13 protein-coding genes and 1 pseudogene are annotated in these 16,461 nt (G+C 72.8%); 9 read left to right on the forward strand and 5 right to left on the reverse strand.

Annotated elements, in window-relative coordinates; genetic code table 11:
* Positions 1 to 78: 78 nt before the first annotated feature.
* Positions 79 to 861 carry a LysR family substrate-binding domain-containing protein gene (locus ACLU3S_RS08945; RefSeq protein ID WP_413951219.1) on the forward strand — a complete coding sequence of 261 codons (783 nt, stop codon included), beginning with the start codon at positions 79 to 81 and terminating at the stop codon, positions 859 to 861.
* Positions 862 to 882: 21 nt separating this feature from the next.
* Here ACLU3S_RS08945 and ACLU3S_RS08950 read toward each other — a convergent pair whose 3' ends face one another.
* Both ACLU3S_RS08950 and ACLU3S_RS08955 read right to left on the reverse strand, forming a co-directional pair.
* Positions 883 to 2,361, reverse strand: a complete 1,479-nt coding sequence (locus tag ACLU3S_RS08950; RefSeq protein ID WP_413951220.1) for an MFS transporter — start codon at positions 2,359 to 2,361, stop codon at positions 883 to 885.
* Between the two features lie 134 nt (positions 2,362 to 2,495).
* Entirely contained in the window at positions 2,496 to 2,972 is a 477-nt protein-coding gene (locus ACLU3S_RS08955) for an Lrp/AsnC family transcriptional regulator (RefSeq protein ID WP_413951221.1), read from the reverse strand.
* A gap of 230 nt (positions 2,973 to 3,202) precedes the next feature.
* Here ACLU3S_RS08955 and ACLU3S_RS08960 point away from each other — a divergent pair, with 230 nt between their 5' ends.
* Together ACLU3S_RS08960 and ACLU3S_RS08965 are read left to right on the forward strand one after the other, a co-directional pair.
* Positions 3,203 to 4,693 carry an FUSC family protein gene (locus ACLU3S_RS08960; RefSeq protein ID WP_413951222.1) on the forward strand — a complete coding sequence of 497 codons (1,491 nt, stop codon included), beginning with the start codon at positions 3,203 to 3,205 and terminating at the stop codon, positions 4,691 to 4,693.
* Between the two features lie 121 nt (positions 4,694 to 4,814).
* Positions 4,815 to 5,855 carry a lactonase family protein gene (locus ACLU3S_RS08965; RefSeq protein ID WP_413951223.1) on the forward strand — a complete coding sequence of 347 codons (1,041 nt, stop codon included), beginning with the start codon at positions 4,815 to 4,817 and terminating at the stop codon, positions 5,853 to 5,855.
* Between the two features lie 93 nt (positions 5,856 to 5,948).
* On the opposite strand, the gene ACLU3S_RS08970 is transcribed toward ACLU3S_RS08965, so the two are convergent.
* Positions 5,949 to 6,875, reverse strand: a complete 927-nt coding sequence (locus tag ACLU3S_RS08970; protein ID WP_413951224.1) for a sirohydrochlorin chelatase — start codon at positions 6,873 to 6,875, stop codon at positions 5,949 to 5,951.
* A 521-nt stretch (positions 6,876 to 7,396) separates the two neighbouring features.
* Between ACLU3S_RS08970 and ACLU3S_RS08975 the strand changes: the two genes are divergently transcribed.
* From ACLU3S_RS08975 to ACLU3S_RS08995, 5 genes are all read left to right on the forward strand, one after another.
* Positions 7,397 to 8,074, forward strand: coding sequence for a uracil-DNA glycosylase (locus ACLU3S_RS08975; protein ID WP_413951225.1), 678 nt, complete (start codon positions 7,397 to 7,399; stop codon positions 8,072 to 8,074).
* Between the two features lie 698 nt (positions 8,075 to 8,772).
* Positions 8,773 to 9,264, forward strand: a complete 492-nt coding sequence (locus ACLU3S_RS08980) for a hypothetical protein (RefSeq protein ID WP_413951226.1) — start codon at positions 8,773 to 8,775, stop codon at positions 9,262 to 9,264.
* Between the two features lie 6 nt (positions 9,265 to 9,270).
* A complete protein-coding gene (locus ACLU3S_RS08985; protein WP_413951227.1) occupies positions 9,271 to 9,924 on the forward strand; it encodes a DUF5987 family protein in 654 nt (217 codons plus the stop codon).
* Positions 9,921 to 11,510, forward strand: coding sequence for a GMC family oxidoreductase N-terminal domain-containing protein (locus tag ACLU3S_RS08990; protein ID WP_413951228.1), 1,590 nt, complete (start codon positions 9,921 to 9,923; stop codon positions 11,508 to 11,510). Before ACLU3S_RS08985 ends, ACLU3S_RS08990 begins: the two co-directional genes overlap by 4 nt.
* A 167-nt stretch (positions 11,511 to 11,677) precedes the next feature.
* Positions 11,678 to 13,897 carry a TIGR03767 family metallophosphoesterase gene (locus tag ACLU3S_RS08995; RefSeq protein ID WP_413951229.1) on the forward strand — a complete coding sequence of 740 codons (2,220 nt, stop codon included), beginning with the start codon at positions 11,678 to 11,680 and terminating at the stop codon, positions 13,895 to 13,897.
* A gap of 105 nt (positions 13,898 to 14,002) precedes the next feature.
* Here the strand turns inward: ACLU3S_RS08995 and ACLU3S_RS09000 are convergent, their stop codons facing one another.
* Entirely contained in the window at positions 14,003 to 15,091 is a 1,089-nt protein-coding gene (locus ACLU3S_RS09000; RefSeq protein ID WP_413951230.1) for a WD40/YVTN/BNR-like repeat-containing protein, read from the reverse strand.
* Between the two features lie 281 nt (positions 15,092 to 15,372).
* Here ACLU3S_RS09000 and ACLU3S_RS09005 point away from each other — a divergent pair, with 281 nt between their 5' ends.
* Positions 15,373 to 15,954, forward strand: a complete 582-nt coding sequence (locus ACLU3S_RS09005; RefSeq protein ID WP_413951231.1) for a hypothetical protein — start codon at positions 15,373 to 15,375, stop codon at positions 15,952 to 15,954.
* 217 nt (positions 15,955 to 16,171) lie between these two features.
* On the opposite strand, the pseudogene ACLU3S_RS09010 reads toward ACLU3S_RS09005, so the two are convergent.
* Positions 16,172 to 16,461: pseudogene (locus ACLU3S_RS09010) on the reverse strand (HEAT repeat domain-containing protein); the annotation flags it as partial.

The following is a 16,461-nucleotide window of genomic DNA, read 5'->3' on the forward strand; positions in this document are numbered from 1 at the left end:
TCAAGGGTATCGGCCGGGCCGGGACCCCCCGACCACGGCCGGTGCGAGGGAGCCTGCCGCGACCGGTAGCCTGGCCGGGTGACAGGCTCGGAGGAATCACCGTCGTTCCGGCTCGCGTACGTCCCCGGAGTGACACCCGCCAAGTGGGTGAGGATCTGGAACGAGCGCCTGCCCGACATCCCGCTCACCCTCGTCCAGGTACCCGCCGCCGAGGCGCCGGAGCTGCTGCGCGCGGGCGAGGCCGACGCGGGCTTCGTACGGCTGCCCGTCGACCGCACGTTCTTCAGCGCGATCCCCCTGTACACCGAGACCACCGTGGTCGTCGTCCCCAAGGACCACCTGATCACGGCTGCGGACGAGGTCACCCTTGCCGACCTCGCGGACGAGGTGCTCTTCCACCCCCTCGACGACGTCTTCGATTGGGACGCCCCGCCCGGCGAGCCCGCCTTCGAGCGGCCCGCGACGACACCGGAGGCGATCGAGCTGGTCGCCGCGAACGTCGGCCTTCTGGTCGTGCCGCAGTCCCTGGCCCGCCTGTACCACCGCAGGGACCTCACCTACCGTCCCGTCGTCGACGCCCCCCAGTCCGGGGTCGCCCTCTCCTGGCCCGAGGAGGCCACCACCGACCTGGTGGAGGACTTCATCGGCATCGTCCGCGGCCGCACGGTCAACAGCACGCGGGGCCGTACGACGACCCGGTCGGCGGACCAGCCCCCGGCCGGGAAGAAGGCCAGGAGCCCCGAGCAGCGCGGCACCCGGCAGAAGCCCGCGGCCGCCGGGTCCGCGGGCCGTGGCCGGCGGGCCGCCACGGGTGGGGGCAAGCCGGCCGCGAAGCGGGGAAGGCCGCGCCGCCGCTCGTAGCCGGCCGCGCGACCGGGCGCCTCACGCCGCCGGATCCGGTTCCTCCGGTCGGCTCGCGCTGCTCACCGGTCCGGAGCCCGCCGGGAGCGTCCGGTGTTCGCGCAGGTCCAGCACCGCCAGCGCGAGCGCGGCCGCGATGATGCCGAGGGCCGTGAGCAGTCCCAGTTGCAGGGCCACGGCGGGACTGCCCCGGTTGGCCAGGTGCGCGAAGTACACTGCGCCCACGAAGGCGATGCCGGCCGCCGAACCGATGCGCTGGGCCGTCACCAGCACGCCGCCGGCCGCCCCGGCCCGCTGTACCGGAACGCCGGCCAGGGTGAGCGTGGTGTTCGGGGAGATCGTCACGCCCGAGCCGAGGCCCGCCACCAGCAGGGGCAGCGCCGTCGCCCAGCCGACGCCGCGTCCCGGCACCGCACCGACCGCCGCGATCACCCCGAGCAGGCCCAGAGCCACCCCGCAGAGGCCGGCGATCACCAGTCTGCGCCCGTGGCGGACGACCAGCCTTCCGCTCGCGGCGGCGCCGGCCGCCGAGCCCGCCGCGAAGGGCAGGGAGCTGAAGCCGGCCGCGAGCGCGCTGTAGCCCACACCGTTCTGCAGGAACAGGGTGTAGACGAAGAACAGGGTGGTGAAACCCGCGAAGTAGACCAGGTTGAGCAGCACGCCGAGCGAGAAGGACCGCTGGGTGAACAGCCGCAGGTCGAGCAGGGGCGCCCGCCCGCCCCGCCCCTGCCGCCGCTCCCACGCCCAGAACGCCGCCAGCAGCAGCCCCGCCACCGGCAGCAGCGCCCACTTCAGCCGTCCCGTCCACTGCTGCTCCTGCACCAGCGGCAGCATCAGCGCGAGCACGCCCGCACCGAGGAGCAGGACACCCGGAAGGTCGATGTACTCCCGGCGTTCGGACGGCGGGGTGCGCGGCAGAAGACGCAGCGCCGCGACATAGGCGGCCACGCCGATCGGCAGGTTGACGAAGAACACCCAGCGCCATCCGTCGTGGGTGCCGAACAGGTGGATGAGCAGCCCGCCGGCGGGCGGCCCGATCGCCGTGGAGAGCCCGACGACGCTGCCCAGCATGCCGAACGCCCGAGCCCGGTCGGCACCCTGGAACATCTGCTGGATGAGCCCGGTGGTCTGCGGCGCCAGGATGCCCGAGGCCACACCCTGCAGCAGCCGGAACAGCACCAGCCAGCCGGCGCCGGACGCCAGCCCGCACGCCGCCGAGGCGAGGGTGAACAGGGCCAGACCGAACAGGAAGACCGTCCGCCGCCCTCGCACGTCACCGAGCCGCCCGGCCGGAACGAGCGCGAGCCCGAAGGTGAGCGCGTAGCCCGAGACGACCCAGGACAGGTCGGCCGTGTCCGCGCCCAGGCCGCGCTCCATGGAGGGCAGGGCGACGTTCACGATCGAGCTGTCGAGCAGCGTCATGAAGCCCGCCGTCAGACAGACCCCGAGCGCCTGCCACCGCCGGTCACCGACGGCGGGCCGGGTCTGGTCCATGGTCATGGAGCCACGCTAGGCAGCGGCGACCCCCTGCGCACGCAACGGTGGATTGCCGGGCGCGTCGGCGCCCGACCAGGTACGACGCCCTGGGTCCGCGCCGCGTCGCGAGGTTGCCTCCCCGTAGGGCGGGGGGCGGGTCACGAGCCGGCCTTCCTGCCGACGGACTCCACGAGGGGCAGCATCCGGTACGGGACGCGCTCGCGCAGGGCCACCTCCGTGCGGGTGCGCACCACGCCCGGCAGGCTGATCAGCTTCTGGATGACATCCTCCAGATGGGCGTTGTCCCGGCCCACCACCCGGGCGAGCAGATCCCCGCCGCCCGTGATCGAGAAGGCCTCCACGATCTCGGGTACGCCGGCGAGCGCGTCCCCGACGTCGTCGAGGTGCCCCTGGGTCACCTCGATGTGCACGAAGGCCAGCACCGGGTGGCCCAGGGCGGCGGGGGACAGGGAGGGACCCGTTCCGGTGATCACGCCCTTCCGCTCCATGCGGTCCAGGCGGGCCTGCAGCGTGCCGCGGGCGACCCCGAGGATGCGGGCGTACTCGCGCACGCTGGTGCGCGGCTGGTCCAGGAGCAGTCGCAGGATACGGGTGTCGAGTTCGTCCAGGGCCATGACGTACGACTGTACCAATGGCTCAACGGCAGGAGGCAGGGGTGGGCCAGTCAACCTGGTCCGATGGCATGCCGATGGGCATGAGGTCCCGATCGTGGCTGGGCCAATGGACCAGTGATTCGAACCCGACTTGAGCCAGTGACCCCGGGGATGCTCTCATGGAGACGTCAATGGCGCTGCGGACTCCCGCGGCGCCTTTTCTGTGCCGGTGTTCCAAGGGGAGGGCAGCAGTGCTGAAGAGGATGTTCGTGGCTTCGGACCCGGGGCGGGCGCGGTTGCGCTTCGCCGCGCGGGCCGTCCTCGGCATCGCACTGGCGGTCGTGATCTGCTCCCTCGCCGGCTGCTCGCTCCCCGGTGTGATCACCGGCGGTCTGGCCGCGCTGCTCGCCCTGTTCACGGTCGCCGACTCCACCGTGCGCGGGCAGGCGGTCACCACCGCGCTGCTGCCCGCCGTGGGCATACCGGTGCTCGCCGCCGCGGCCGGGCTGCACCCGTACCCGGTCGCCCGGGACCTCGCCTTCCTGGCCGTCGTCGCCGCCGGTGTGTACGCGCGCCGCTGGGGACCGCGCGGGCACAGCCTCGGCGTGTTCGCCTTCATGACCTTCTTCGTGGCCCAGGTCCTACACACCTCGCCCGCCCAGCTGCCCGGACTGTGCGCCGCCGTCCTGCTGTCCGTGCTCGGCGCGGCCGTGGTCCGCTTCGGCGCGTGGTGCTACGAGCGCGGGCTGCCCCCGGCCGCCGTCCCCGCCCCGCCCGCCGGGAGAGGGCTGGCCCGGGTGACCACGCGGCAGGCGGTCCAGGCGACCGCGGGCGCCGGCTTCGCGCTGGTGGTGGGCCAGGCGGTGTCGGGTCAGCGCTGGTACTGGGCCGTCGCTGCCACCTGGTGGGTGTTCGTCAACACCGCTTCGCGCGGCGAGACACTGGTGCGCGGCTTCCGCCGGTTCCTCGGCACCCTCCTCGGCATCGGGCTGGGCCTCCTCGTCGCCGTCCCCGTGCACGGCGCGCCGGTCCCGACGGCCGTCCTGCTGGCGGTCGCGGTCTTCGGAACCTTCTACACGGCCGCCGTCTCCTACACCTGGATGGTGCTCTGGGTGACCGTGCTCGCCGCGCTGCTCTACGGCCTCCTCGGCGTCCTCGGCCCTGGGTTGCTCGTCCTGCGCCTCGCCGAGACCGGCGTGGGCGCGCTCGGCGCCGCCCTCGCCGTGCTGTTCGTGCTGCCGGTCACCACGCACGCGACCACACACGCCTGGATCCAGCGCGCCCTGCGCTGCGTCCACGCGTGCACCGCCGAGACCGCGGCCCGCCTCGGGGGCTCCCCGACGGCCGATCCGGCGCCGCGGGTGGCCGAACTGGAGCAGCTGCTCGGCCGCGTCCGGCTGTCGGTCGCCCCACTGGTGCACCCGCTGAACCCCATGCCGGACCGCAAGCGGCGCGCCCGCCAGGTCCTGGCGCTCCTCGACGACTGCGCCCGGGAGATCCGCGGTCTGGTCGCGGTCGCCGCCGACCCCGAGGCCTCCCACGACGCCCGGCTCGCCGCGGCCTGCTGGCGGGTCGAGGCGGCCGTCGAGGCCCTCACCACGGGTGGCCTCGAGCCTCTCCACCACCCGGCCGAGCCGCCCGCGGAACCCGTGCTGGCCCACCTCCACGGCCTGGAACGCGCCCTCGCCGACCTGGCCGAACCGCTGCGGGCACCCACGGGTTCGCCGTTGGTGGGCGCCTGACCCCCCGCCCCTTCGGTGCGACGGGGTGAAGAACGTCCTCGTCTGCCGCCCGTTGGTCTAGACCGCCCGTGATCGACTGCTACCGTCGGCCCCGGACTGGCTCGACCGAGAGGGGACAGCGGTGGCACAGGGCGGCGGCGCGGGCAGGCTGCGGGCGTTCATCGGCTCGTTCACGGCGGCGGGCGGACCCGGGCTGGTGACCGCCGAGGTCGCGCCGGACGGCGGCGCTCTCACGCTCCGCGCCGCCGTGAACCACGTACCGGACCCGGCCTACCTGGCCCTCTCCCCGGACGGAGCGATGCTCTACGCGGTCAGCGAGACGGCCGAGGGCGCCGTCGCCGCCTACCGTGTGCACGGCGACCGGCCGCCGGAGCTCGCCGGGCCGCCGGTGCCGGTGGACGGCAGCGGGCCCACCCACCTCTGCGTGCACGCCGGTCACGTGCTCACCGCAAACTACGGCTGCGGCAGCGTCACCGCCGTGCCCGTCCGCCCCGACGGCGGCCTCGCCGCCAAGCCCTCCGGACGGCTCCAGCACACCGGCTCCGGCCCGCACGACCGGCGCCAGCGCGGCCCGCACGCCCACCAGGTGCAGCCCGATCCCAGCGGCCGCTGGGCCGTCAGCGTCGACCTCGGCACGGACTCGGTGCGGGTGTGCGCGCTGGAGGCGGGCGCCCCGGTCCTGCACCGGGAGTTCGCGCTCCGGCCCGGCTCCGGTCCCCGGCATCTCGCCTTCCACCCGGACGGCGAGCGCGCCTACGTCGTCAACGAGCTGACCCCGACGGTGACGGTGTGCCGCTGGGACGCGGTGAGCGGCCTGCTGAAGCCGCTGACCGAGGTCCCGGTGCTGCCGGGCGCCCCGGCGGGCGACGCCTACCCGTCGGGCATCGTGGTCTCGCCCGACGGCCGCTTCGTGTGGACCGCGACCCGCGGCGAGGACGTCCTGTCGGTCCTCGCCGTCGAGGCGGACGGGCTCCGGTTGCGTGGCACCGTGCCCTGCGGCGGACACTGGCCCCGCGCCCTGGCCGAGCGGGACGGCTTCCTGTACGCCGCCAACGAGCGCTCCGGCGACGTGAGCTGGTTCGCCGTGGACGGGCGGACCGGACTGCCGCGCTACGACGGCTCGGTGCAGGTCACCGCGGCCTCCTGCGTCGTCTTCGGCTGACCGGCCCGCGCCGGCTGCGACGGCAGGGCGCGGCAGGACAGAGGGCCCGCCCCCGGAGAGGGAGCGGGCCCGAGTCGTACGGATGCCGCGCGGTCAGCGGACCGGGGCGCCCTGCGGCTGCTGCGGGGCGATGCCCAGGGTCGTCGTGTACTTGGCCAGGGCGAGCTTGCCGATCGCCGGGTACGCGCCCAGCGCCTCGGCCGCGGGGCTGCCTGCCTCCTCGGCGGCGGCCGCGAGCAGCGCCGGGTCGATCTCCGGGCCGATCAGGTACGGCGCGAGCGCCAGCTGCTGCGAGCCGGACGAGCGCAGCTGCTCGGCGACGGAGGCGATGGAGCCCTCCTCGTCCAGGGCCGCCGCCATCACCGGCACGGCCAGGCGCGCGGCGAGCAGCATGCCGGTGATCCCCGCCGCCTGCACGGCCTCCTCGCCACCCACAGAGGCCAGGATGATGCCGTCGGCCGCCGTGGCCACGGTGAACAGCCGGGCGCGGTCGGCGCGCGCCAGACCCGCCTCGGACAGCCGCACGTGCAGGGCCTCGGCGAGCAGCGGGTGCGGGCCGAGGACGTCGGTCAGATCGGCGGCGACCCGGCTGTCCATCACCGACTGGCGGATCCGGCGCAGCAGCGCGCTGTCCGGACCGGCCAGCAGCGGGACGACGACGGCGACCGGGCCGTCGGGCTCCTTGACTCCCTCGACGCCGGCGGCGACGGCCTGCTCGTAACGGGCCGTGCGCTGTTCGGCGGCGTGCGCGAGCACGGACCGCAGGGTGGGGAACTCGGCGTCGTCCCCGTCCAGGTATCCGATCCGCGCGTCCAGGCCGGGCAGCTCGGAGCGGGCGATGCTCACGACCTCCTCGGCGAGGCTGCGCGTGGCGGTGCTGGGCACGCCGGGCACCGCGAGGACGAGCGCGGGCGCGCCCTCGGGAGCCACCAGCGGTTCCGGTCGGCGGTGCCGTCCGGGCTGGCGGGGTCGCGGCATTCGTACTGGCAGGCCGGACTCGGGCCCAGTGGGGGAGCTCATGGCGCCGCATGTTACTGGCTTCTTGGGCTCCCCTGTTCGGGGAGGGTGCAGGTGAGCGGTATCCGTCCGGTTTTGTCGGATGAGTTACGCCTGCATGGCATGTGTTTCGGGCATGTGCCGGGAACATGCGGCGACAAGGGGATCAATTGGCTTATGTGGGGACTCCGGTCGACAGACGTGGCGACGGCCTGGACGACAGCCTGGAGGATGGCCCGGACGACGGTCTGGCGGATGGCCGGTCGACCCGGCGGCGTGAGCCACCCGTCCGCGAGACCGGCCGGGACAGTCGGTGGGCCGAGGGTGATGATTCACGGCGCGGTGGCTTGATCGGATGACCACGGGGGAGTGGCTTGATCGCTGGACGGATCGTGCTCTCCTCCTTCCCGGGGGTCGGCCGCGTGATCCGCTCGAGCGGTTCGAGGATCCCGGCGAGAGGAAGGGCAGTGCCTGGGTGATGGCTGTTGCGCTCGGACGTCCTTGCGTGTGCGGGGTGTCCGTGTCTGCCAGTAGAGTGACGCGCCGTGGCACCACGACCCTTGCATGAACTTGTTGAGGCAGGTTGGGCGAAGGCCCTTGAACCTGTGGCCGAACGGATCGCGGCCATGGGGGACTTCCTGCGGGCCGAGCTGGCGGCCGGCCGAACGTATCTCCCGTCCGGGGCGAATGTTCTGCGGGCCTTCCAGCAGCCCTTCGACGACGTCCGTGTTCTGATCGTGGGGCAGGATCCGTACCCCACGCCGGGAATGGCCATCGGGTTGAGTTTCGCGGTCTCCCCTGAGGTGCGTTCGCTGCCGGGGAGCCTGGAGAACATCTTCCGGGAGATGCATTCCGACCTGGGGCTGCCCAGGCCGTCGAACGGGGACCTGACGCCGTGGACGCGGCAGGGTGTGCTGTTGCTCAACAGGGCTCTCACGACCGCGCCGCGCCGCCCCGGGGCGCACCGGGGCAAAGGCTGGGAGGAAGTCACCGAGCAGGCGATCAGGGCGTTGGTGGAGCGCGGCAAGCCGCTGGTGTCGGTTCTGTGGGGGCGGGACGCGCGCACGCTGCGGCCATTGCTGGGGGATCTTCCGGCCATCGAGTCCGCGCATCCGTCTCCGATGTCGGCGGACCGGGGCTTCTTCGGCTCGCGTCCGTTCAGCCGGGTCAACGACCTGCTGGTCCGGCAGGGTGCTCAGCCGGTGGACTGGCGCCTGCCGTAGCGGCGGCCTCCGCCGCGTCCGGGCCTCCTCGGCCGCGTGCCGGCAGGTTCCCGGTGCGCTGGTGATGCTGGTTCTGTTTGCCGTTGACCAACTGGAACTGCGGATTTCGCGAGGGTGGCGGGACGTTGGCCCGCACCTGGTTCGCATCCTGGTCCCCCGCGTGATCACCGCCGGCCTCCACGTCCGCTGGGCGTGCGCCGACTGCGTCCACCTCGGTCGAGCTTGACGTCTGGACAGGCCGCGCGCCGGTCGAACCGTGCCACCGCCGCGCAGACGGCGACGACCCGGCGCAGGCTTCGTCCCCCCGAAGGCGGGAGCGTACCGCTTTCGCGCTGTCCATGACAATCGTGTCGAAGTGCGGGGCGGACGGCGGGAGTTCTTCACTGGCTGAGTGGCTGAGTCACTGACTCACCTCTTGTACTGACCGGTAGGTGTGCCCCATCCTCAGTACGCCGGTCGCCCCGCCCAGAGCGCCGCGGCGGCAGTCCGTCCTGAGCGACATTCACCCTGCTCCGCTTACGGGAGGTCCCGTGTCTGCCTTAGGTCTTCGTGTCTCCGCGGCCTGTTGCGCGCTGGTTGTGGGCGCGTCCGCGGCACTGTTCGCGAGCAGCACCGCCGTTGCGGCGCCGGCGAAGCCGGTCGTCCGCGAGAGTCCGGTCCGGCCGGCGACCCGTTCCGCAGGGGCCGCCGCGGCGTCCGTGGATCCGTTCGTCGAACCGGGCTTCGCCGCCGGGTGCACCTGGCACGAGTTCGGGGAGGGGGAGCAGCCGCCGTTGTGGCTGACGTTCGTCGACCCGCTGTGCGTGGAGTACAGCAAGCGGGACATCACCATCGACGACGGAGGGGCCCTGCGGTTCCTGGCGGCCGAGCCGTCCCGGTTCGCCATCGCCATGGTGACCTGCCACTACTACCAGAAGGACCACTGGAGCGTGCAGTCCACTCACGGCGCGACGCCGTGGGTGACGTGGGACGGTCAGTACTGGTGGGACAAGGCCGCGCGACGGGCCGGAGCCCGCCTGACCAACTTCCGCATCGACGGCCGCACCGTGGGTGTCGGAGACGCGGTCGCCGCTCTCGAACCGGTCTTCCCCGACGTCGCCCACGCGTTGAGCGACTACGGCCGGGCCGCGGGGGAGACCGGAATGACCGTGTCCCTGCCCTACGACCTGCGCTGCGCACTGGCCGGGTGAGTCACCATGACCGCACCCGACCGAAGATCCCTCCTCAAGGCACTCGTCGCCACGCTCGCAGGACTGTCCGTCGGCGGTGTGAGCACGCCCGAGGCCGACGCGGCCGAGGCGTCCGAGAGTTGGACGACACAGACGCTCGAGGCGTTCGCCGACACCCTGATCCCGGGCGGGCGCCGCTTCGCCGGTGACGTGGCGGTCGCCGGAGCGGTCACCGGCCCCGGTGCGGTACAGGCCGGTGTCGTCGACCTCCTCCACTCGCCCGAACTGCCGGTGGCGCCGCTGCTGGCGGAGATCGCGGCGCTGCTGGACGCCCGCGCCGTCACCTATGCCGCCCTCCGGTTGATCTGGCTGCCACCGACGCACCCGCCGTTCGTGGGCCTGTCCTTCTCCCACCGAACCGCCCTGGTCGGCGGCCTGTTCGACCCCGACGACCTGGACAGGCCGATCTGGCAGGTGATGAGCCTGCTGGTAGGACTGGCGTTCGACACGGCCGCACAGCAGGACACAGTCGAGGCCCTCGGCCAGGGGCACCCCGGACTGACCTGGCTGCGCTTCCCCGAGCCGGACCCGGACGGCCTCTGGCGCTTCCCCGACTTCTCCTACGGCCGCCCCCTCGCGGCACTGCATCCGAACACGACTGCTTCGGGGAGCCCGGCATGACGGCGCAGACCACGGACGTCCTGGTGATCGGCAGCGGCTTCGGCGGTGCGATCCCCGCCTACTACCTCGCGGCGGGCGGAGCCCGCGTCACCGTCCTGGAGCGCGGCCCCCGTCTGGCCGCCGCCGACTTCACCCACTCGATGCGCCTGGGCACCTACAACAAGATCGTGGACGTGATCCGCGGTGACGGAGTCGCGGTGGTGGCCGGCAACTGCGTCGGCGGCGGGAGCGTCGTCTACTTCGCCGCCTCACTGCGCGCACCGTCCTTCGTCTTCGAGCGCCACGGCAGTATCGGCCACCGCCTGTGGCCGGCCGCGCTGACCCGGGCCGCCCTCGACCCCTGGTACGACCGGGTGGAGGAGGCGCTGCCGGTCACCCGGACCGACTGGCCGGACGTGTCCTACGCGGGCGGGGTCCTGGCCGCCGCGTGCCGGCGGGCCGGACACACCTGCAATCCCGTGCCGGTGGCCGTCGACACCACCGCCTGCACCAACTGCAACTGGATGCTCTCCGGCTGCCGCTTCGACGCCAAACGCTCCATGCTGCTCAACTACCTGCCGGCGGCGGAGGCGCACGGTGCGGACATCCGCCCGCTGCACGAGGTGCAGACCGTCATGCCGTCGCCGCTGTCGGGCTACCGCTACGCCGTCGGCTACACCGTCCTGGACCCCGACGACTACAGCTGCACCGCGCAGACCGGGGTCATCCACGCCAAGGTCGTCGTCCTCGCCGCCGGTGCCGTCGGCACGCCCGTGATCCTCCAGCGCTCCGCTCTCCTCCTCGGGGGCATACCGGACGCGGTAGGGCGCTACTTCTCCGGCAACGGCGACCGCGTCAGTGTCGCCGACATCGTCGAGGACAAGGCGCGTTCACTGCTGGGGTTGTCACGTCCCGGCGGTTCCGCCTACGAGGGGCTGCCCGTGGGCCGGCCCATCACCGCCGCCACCTACGACCACCTGGACCCGGCCGCCCCCGAGTACAGCCGCTTCACCCTCCAGCAGATCTACTTCCCCCCACTGACCAACGTGCTGGCCCAGACCGGCGGGTCACCCGCCTGGTTCGGCATCGACAAGCGGAACATGCGGGCCCGGTGGCGCTCCTGGCTCACCCTGCTGGCCATGACGGAGGACGACAACGAAGGCACCTTCGGAGTCGTCCCGCTCACCGGCAGCTTCACCCGGCTGGCGCCGGGGCTCGGACAGGGCACGATGACCTACCACCCCACCTCCCGTACCCGCCAGGCATGGGACCGGGCCGACACCGCACTGCGGGAAATCCTGGAGAAGGACGGCCTCTCCCGGGTCCGCCCGTGGAGCGAGGACGTGGCCGGCACCGTCACGGCCCATCCGCTCGGCTCGGTGCGGATCGGCGACGATCCCGCCACCAGCGCGCTCACCGACGGCCACGAACTGCGGGGCCACAGCGGACTGTTCGTCACCGACGGCGCCGCCGTCCCCACCTCCCTCACCGTCAATCCCTCACTGACCATCGCGGCACTCGCCGAACGCGCCGTCGCCACGATCGCCGCCCGTGCCGTCGACGCCGGGGTCGCGCTCCGCCGCGACATTCCGCTGCCCGGCCGCTGAGTGCCCTGCGGGCCGGCGGCGGGACGCGGCGGCCCCCGGGCGAGGACACCGGCGCGGGCCGGCACACCGCGCCGCTCGCCGTCGGCGGCACGCGCACGCCGTACCCCCACGAGCAAGGCACGCCAACGACTCCGCGGCACATGAAGCCCAACACCGAAGGGATCGACATGGCAATCTCACGTCGCAGAATCCTGACAGCTGCCGGGGTGGCGGTGGTGGCCGCGGCCATCGACGTCGGAAGTCTGCGCGCCGTCGCCAGTGCCGCACCGCTGCCACTCGGCACCGGTGCCGCATTCGGGCTCACCACCCTGGACCAGACGGTGCAGATCGGCCCCGACCTGGGCATGGGGTACCACGGTCTGGCCGCCGGCCCCGGCGAACCGCACATCACCCGCCACGACTTCACGCTCGCCACGCCGACGGTCAGCCGATCGCTGATCGCCTTCGCCCAGATGTCCGACCTGCACATCGTCGACGACCAGTCCCCGCTGCGCGTCGAGTGCCTGGACCGGCTCGCGGACTACGGACCTCCGCACTACAACTCGTACCCGACCGAATCGGCCTACCGCGCCCACGAATTCCTCTCGACGCAGACGACCGACGCGATGTGCCGAGCCGTCCGGCAGGTCGTCCGGAGTCCGCGGACGAGCACGCCGCTGGCCTTCACCGTCGTCACGGGAGACGCGGTCGACAACTGCCAGTACAACGAGACCCGGTGGTACATCGACCTGCTCGACGGCAACGCGGTGCGCCCGGACTCCGGCGACCTCACCAAGGACGAGAGCGTGGGGAGCGGTCAGTTCGGGACGGAAACCCACTACTGGCATCCGGAGGCACCGCAGACTCCGCCCGACAACAACGCCCTTCACGGCTTTCCGATCGTGAGCGGTCTGCTGAGGAGCGCCCGAAGACAATTCACCGCCACCGGGTTGGGCATGCCCTGGTACGCCGCCTACGGCAATCACGATGCGCTCGTCCAGGGCAACGTCCCGATCGACGCTCTCCCCTTCGACCCGCTCAAGAGCATTGCCACCGGCTCCACCAAACTGACGGAGGTCGAGGGAGTCCCGGACGTCTTCGACAACACTGCGTCGTACTACCTGGACCTGCTGAAGGACATACTGACGGGGGAGTTCACCCTCCGCACCGCCCACGTGACGCAGGACCCGTCCCGACGGCTGCTCACGCGGAGCGACTTCATCGCCGAGCACTTCAACACCACCGGTGCCCCTCGCGGGCACGGGTTCATGTCCGGCAGCGACCGGGCCTACTACGCGATCCCCTCGGGGCCGGACGACATGTTCCAGTTCCTGGTGCTGGACACGACCAACAGCGGCGGCGGTGCCAACGGTGCCCTCGACAAGGACCAGTGGGACTGGCTCAACGCCCAGCTCAAGGCCAACAGCTCGCGTTACGAACTCGACGACTCCGACGGCACCCGGGCCAGGACGGTCGTCAACCAGCCCGGTGTGAACGACAAGTTCATCGTCATCTGCTGCCATCACACGCTGGACTCCATGGACAACACGGACAGCGGATCCCCGTACGGCGGCACGGAGCTCCGCAACCTGCTGCTGCGCTTCCCGAACGTGATCCTCATGGTCGACGGCCACACCCACACCAACAACATCTGGGCCCACAAGGCTTCCTGGCCGTCCGTCATCGGCAACGGCTTCTGGGAGGTGAACACCGCCTCGCACATCGACTGGCCCATCCAGAGCCGGATCTTCGAGATCGCCGAAGGCGACGGCATCCTGTCGATCTTCACGACCATGGTCGACTCCGACGCACCGCTGTCCTGCAACGGGGATACCAGCACCCCCGCCGCACTCGCCTCGCTGGGACGCGAGCTGGCGGCCAACGACCTCCAGGCGGTGGCGGCCGGCATCGGCAAGCGCCGTGGAGCAGCCGACGCCCGCAACACACAACTGCTCCTCCCCGCTCCCTTCTCCCTGCCCGCCGGGCGCGGCACGCCGCTTCCGAGCGCCGGCTGGCCGGTGGTTCAGCAGGGGGCGAGCGGTGAGCGGGTCAGGATCGCGCAGTACCTCCTCAACGCCCGGGGCGTCACGCTCGACGTGGACGGTTCCTTCGGCCCGCGCACCGACAGCGTGGTGCGGTCCTTCCAGTCCAGCCGAGGTCTGTCCGCCGACGGGATCGTCGGACCCGCGACCTGGCGGGCCCTCGCCGCTGCGGTGCAGCAGGGCAGCAGCGGGCCCGCGGCGACGGCGTTGCAGCGCAGGCTCACCGCCCTCGGGGCAGCGCTGAGCGTGGACGGCTCCTTCGGTTCGGCCACCGACAGCGCGGTGCGGTCCTTCCAGTCCGCGCACGGCCTTCCGGCCGACGGCGTCGTCGCCTCCACGACATGGCAGACGCTGACCGCGCTGTGACGCGGACCCCCCACGGGACTGCCGCCCTGCGGCGCCGACGCACCGGCGCCGCAGGGCGGAGCACGGTGCCTCCGAGACCGGACACCCGCGTCCCCTGCCCCACCGTCAGCCGACCACCGCCGCCCGCACGCACAGGACGTCCGGCAGGTGCGCGGCCAGCTGCTGCCAGCTGTCGCCGTCGTCGGCCGAGGCGAACACCTCGCCGTTGCGGTTGCCGAAGTAGACGCCCGCCGGGTCGGCGTCGTCGGTGCACAGGGCGTCCCGCAGCACCGTGCCGTAGTGGTCCTCCGCCGGAAGGCCCCGGGCCAGCGGCTCCCAGGTCTTGCCCGCGTCCGCGGTGCGGAAGACCCGGCAGCGGTGTCCGGCGGGTACCCGGTCCGCGTCGGCATTGATCGGAAAGACGTACGCCGTGTCGCCCCGGTGCGGATGGGCGGCCGCCGCGAAGCCGAACGTGGACGGCAGTCCCTCGCCGATGTCCGTCCAGTGCGCGCCCGCGTCGTCGCTGCGGTACACCCCCCAGTGGTTCTGCAGATACAGCCGGTCCGGGTTGCCCGCGTCCCTGGCGACCTTGTGCACGCACTGGCCGAACTCCGGGTCGGGGTCCGGCAGGAACACCGCGGACACGCCGGAGTTGGACGGCGCCCAGCTGGCGCCTCCGTCGGTGGTGCGGAACACGCCGGCCGTCGAGACGGCCACGGTCACGGCCCGCTTGTCGCGCGCGTCGGTGAGCACCGTGTGCAGGCCCTCACCGCCGCCGCCCGGCACCCACCGGGAGCGGGTGGGGTGCTCCCAGAGCGGCCGGACCAGTTCGAAGCTCTCGCCGCGGTCCTCCGAGCGGTACAGCGCCGCCGGTTCCGTCCCCGCGTACACCACGTCGGGCTCGGCGGCGGCAGGGTGCAGCTGCCAGACGCGCTCCAGGGAGGCGCCGGTGTCCTTGGGGAACTTGACGGCGGGCCGGGCCGGTTCGGTCCAGGTGCGGCCCAGGTCGTCGGAGTGGAACACCGACGGCCCCCAGTGCGCGCTGTCGCCGCCCGCCAGCAGCCGCGGCCCGTCCCCACGGGTGTCGATGGCGACCGAGTACACCGCCTGCGCGTTGAAATACGGACTCTCGTCGAACTCCCAGGGGCCGCTGCCCCGCCGCCGCCCGATGAACAGGCCTTTGCGGGTGCCCACCGCGAGCAGTACCTCGGCCATGCCGGTCACCTCCAGGACGCCTTCGTCCAGGTAGTCGTCAGATATCGGCCAGTGTGCACCCCACCACTGACAATCCCCCGGCATCGCGCGTTCACCCAGGTCAGAGCGGAGTCGCCGGTACCGGGCGCAGATACGGCCGGTTCCGTTCCGGGATGCGCCTGCGCGAGGCGGGTGTGTCGTGCGACTGTCAAGGTGACGGCTCGTCGTGAGCAACGGAGCGGTCTCCCCCGTATGGGAGGGCGGTCCGGCCGGTCGGTGCGCTCGTGAGGAGGATGCCCTTGATGGCGTTCCGTGGTCCGAAGGTGTGGCTGTGGCGCTGGCGGCGCAACCCGCTCAAACGCCGGGCCGACGTGGTCGAGGGCTGGGTCGTGCTCGGTGCCTGGCTGCTGACCGTGCTGGCCGGCGTGCTGGCCGGGCTCACGGCGGCCCGGTCGGTCGAACACGGGCTGGCCAGGGAACGCGCCGAATGGCGCCCCGCCGTCGCCCGCGTCGTCGGCAGGGCCCCGGGAAGGACGCCCGCACAGAAGGAGGCGCCCAGCGGTGAACGGGTCTGGGCCAAGGTGCGCTGGACGGTGGCCGACGGCTCGACCCGCACCGGCGAGGTCCGGGTGGCGCCCGGCAGCGGGGCGGGCAGCCCGGTCACCGTCTGGACCGACCCGCAGGGCCGCCTCGTCAACCGCCCCACCACCGTCTTCGAGGCCGCCTTCCGGGCCGGTCTCGTCGGCGGCCTGGTCGGCATCAGCGCCGCCGCCGTGCCCTTCGTGGGCGGTCTGGTCCTGCGCGGCCGCCTGGAACGCGGCCGCATGATGGCCTGGGACACGGAATGGGCCCGGCTCGGCCCCCAGTGGGGCCGGATGGTCTGACCTCGACCGCCCGGCGCACCGAGGGCCTACTGCCGACTGTGTCCGGAAGTCGGTTGTGCCGGGACCGGGAGGTCGGCTGTGCCGGGAGGTCGGCTGTGTCCGGAAGGGGGCCGTGCCGGTAAGACGGCTGTGCCGGGAAGACGGCTGTGTCCGGAGGTCCCCTTGTCCGTGCGGCACATGAGCGTGAACCGGTGACGTTCCGATCGGCCCGGCGCGCCTACGAGCCCGCCATCACCTCCCGGCACGCTCTCAGCAGGGCCTCGTCCTTCGGGATGTCACCGCATCCCCGGCTCCGGCCTGCCGTGTGGCGGCGGGTGGCGGCCAGTTCGGCGGCCACCAGATCCCGTAACGGCCCGGCCGAGGGGCCCATCGAGGCAAGGCAGCGGACGATCGGCACGCGGGTGCGCGGGTCCTCCGCCCAGGCGGACCGGAACACCGGCAGGACCGGTTCCGGGTCGGCGTCGATGCGCCACAGCGCGCACGCGGCCGAGACCCGCTCCCGTACCG

The organism is Streptomyces sp. AF1A (assembly GCF_047340315.1).
In the GTDB taxonomy this organism is placed as follows: Bacteria; Actinomycetota; Actinomycetes; order Streptomycetales; family Streptomycetaceae; genus Streptomyces.

Excerpts from the sequence above, each read along its gene's own strand:
- ACLU3S_RS09000 (WP_413951230.1), bottom strand. The coding sequence starts at position 15,091 with ATGGCCGAGGTACTGCTCGCGGTGGGCACCCGCAAAGGCCTGTTCATC.
- ACLU3S_RS08955 (WP_413951221.1), bottom strand. The coding sequence starts at position 2,972 with ATGGCCCTGGACGAACTCGACACCCGTATCCTGCGACTGCTCCTGGAC.
- ACLU3S_RS08985 (WP_413951227.1), top strand. The coding sequence starts at position 9,271 with ATGACCGCACCCGACCGAAGATCCCTCCTCAAGGCACTCGTCGCCACG.
- ACLU3S_RS09005 (WP_413951231.1), top strand. The coding sequence starts at position 15,373 with ATGGCGTTCCGTGGTCCGAAGGTGTGGCTGTGGCGCTGGCGGCGCAAC.
- ACLU3S_RS08995 (WP_413951229.1), top strand. The coding sequence starts at position 11,678 with ATGGCAATCTCACGTCGCAGAATCCTGACAGCTGCCGGGGTGGCGGTG.
- ACLU3S_RS08970 (WP_413951224.1), bottom strand. The coding sequence starts at position 6,875 with ATGAGCTCCCCCACTGGGCCCGAGTCCGGCCTGCCAGTACGAATGCCG.
- ACLU3S_RS08990 (WP_413951228.1), top strand. The coding sequence starts at position 9,921 with ATGACGGCGCAGACCACGGACGTCCTGGTGATCGGCAGCGGCTTCGGC.
- ACLU3S_RS08950 (WP_413951220.1), bottom strand. The coding sequence starts at position 2,361 with ATGACCATGGACCAGACCCGGCCCGCCGTCGGTGACCGGCGGTGGCAG.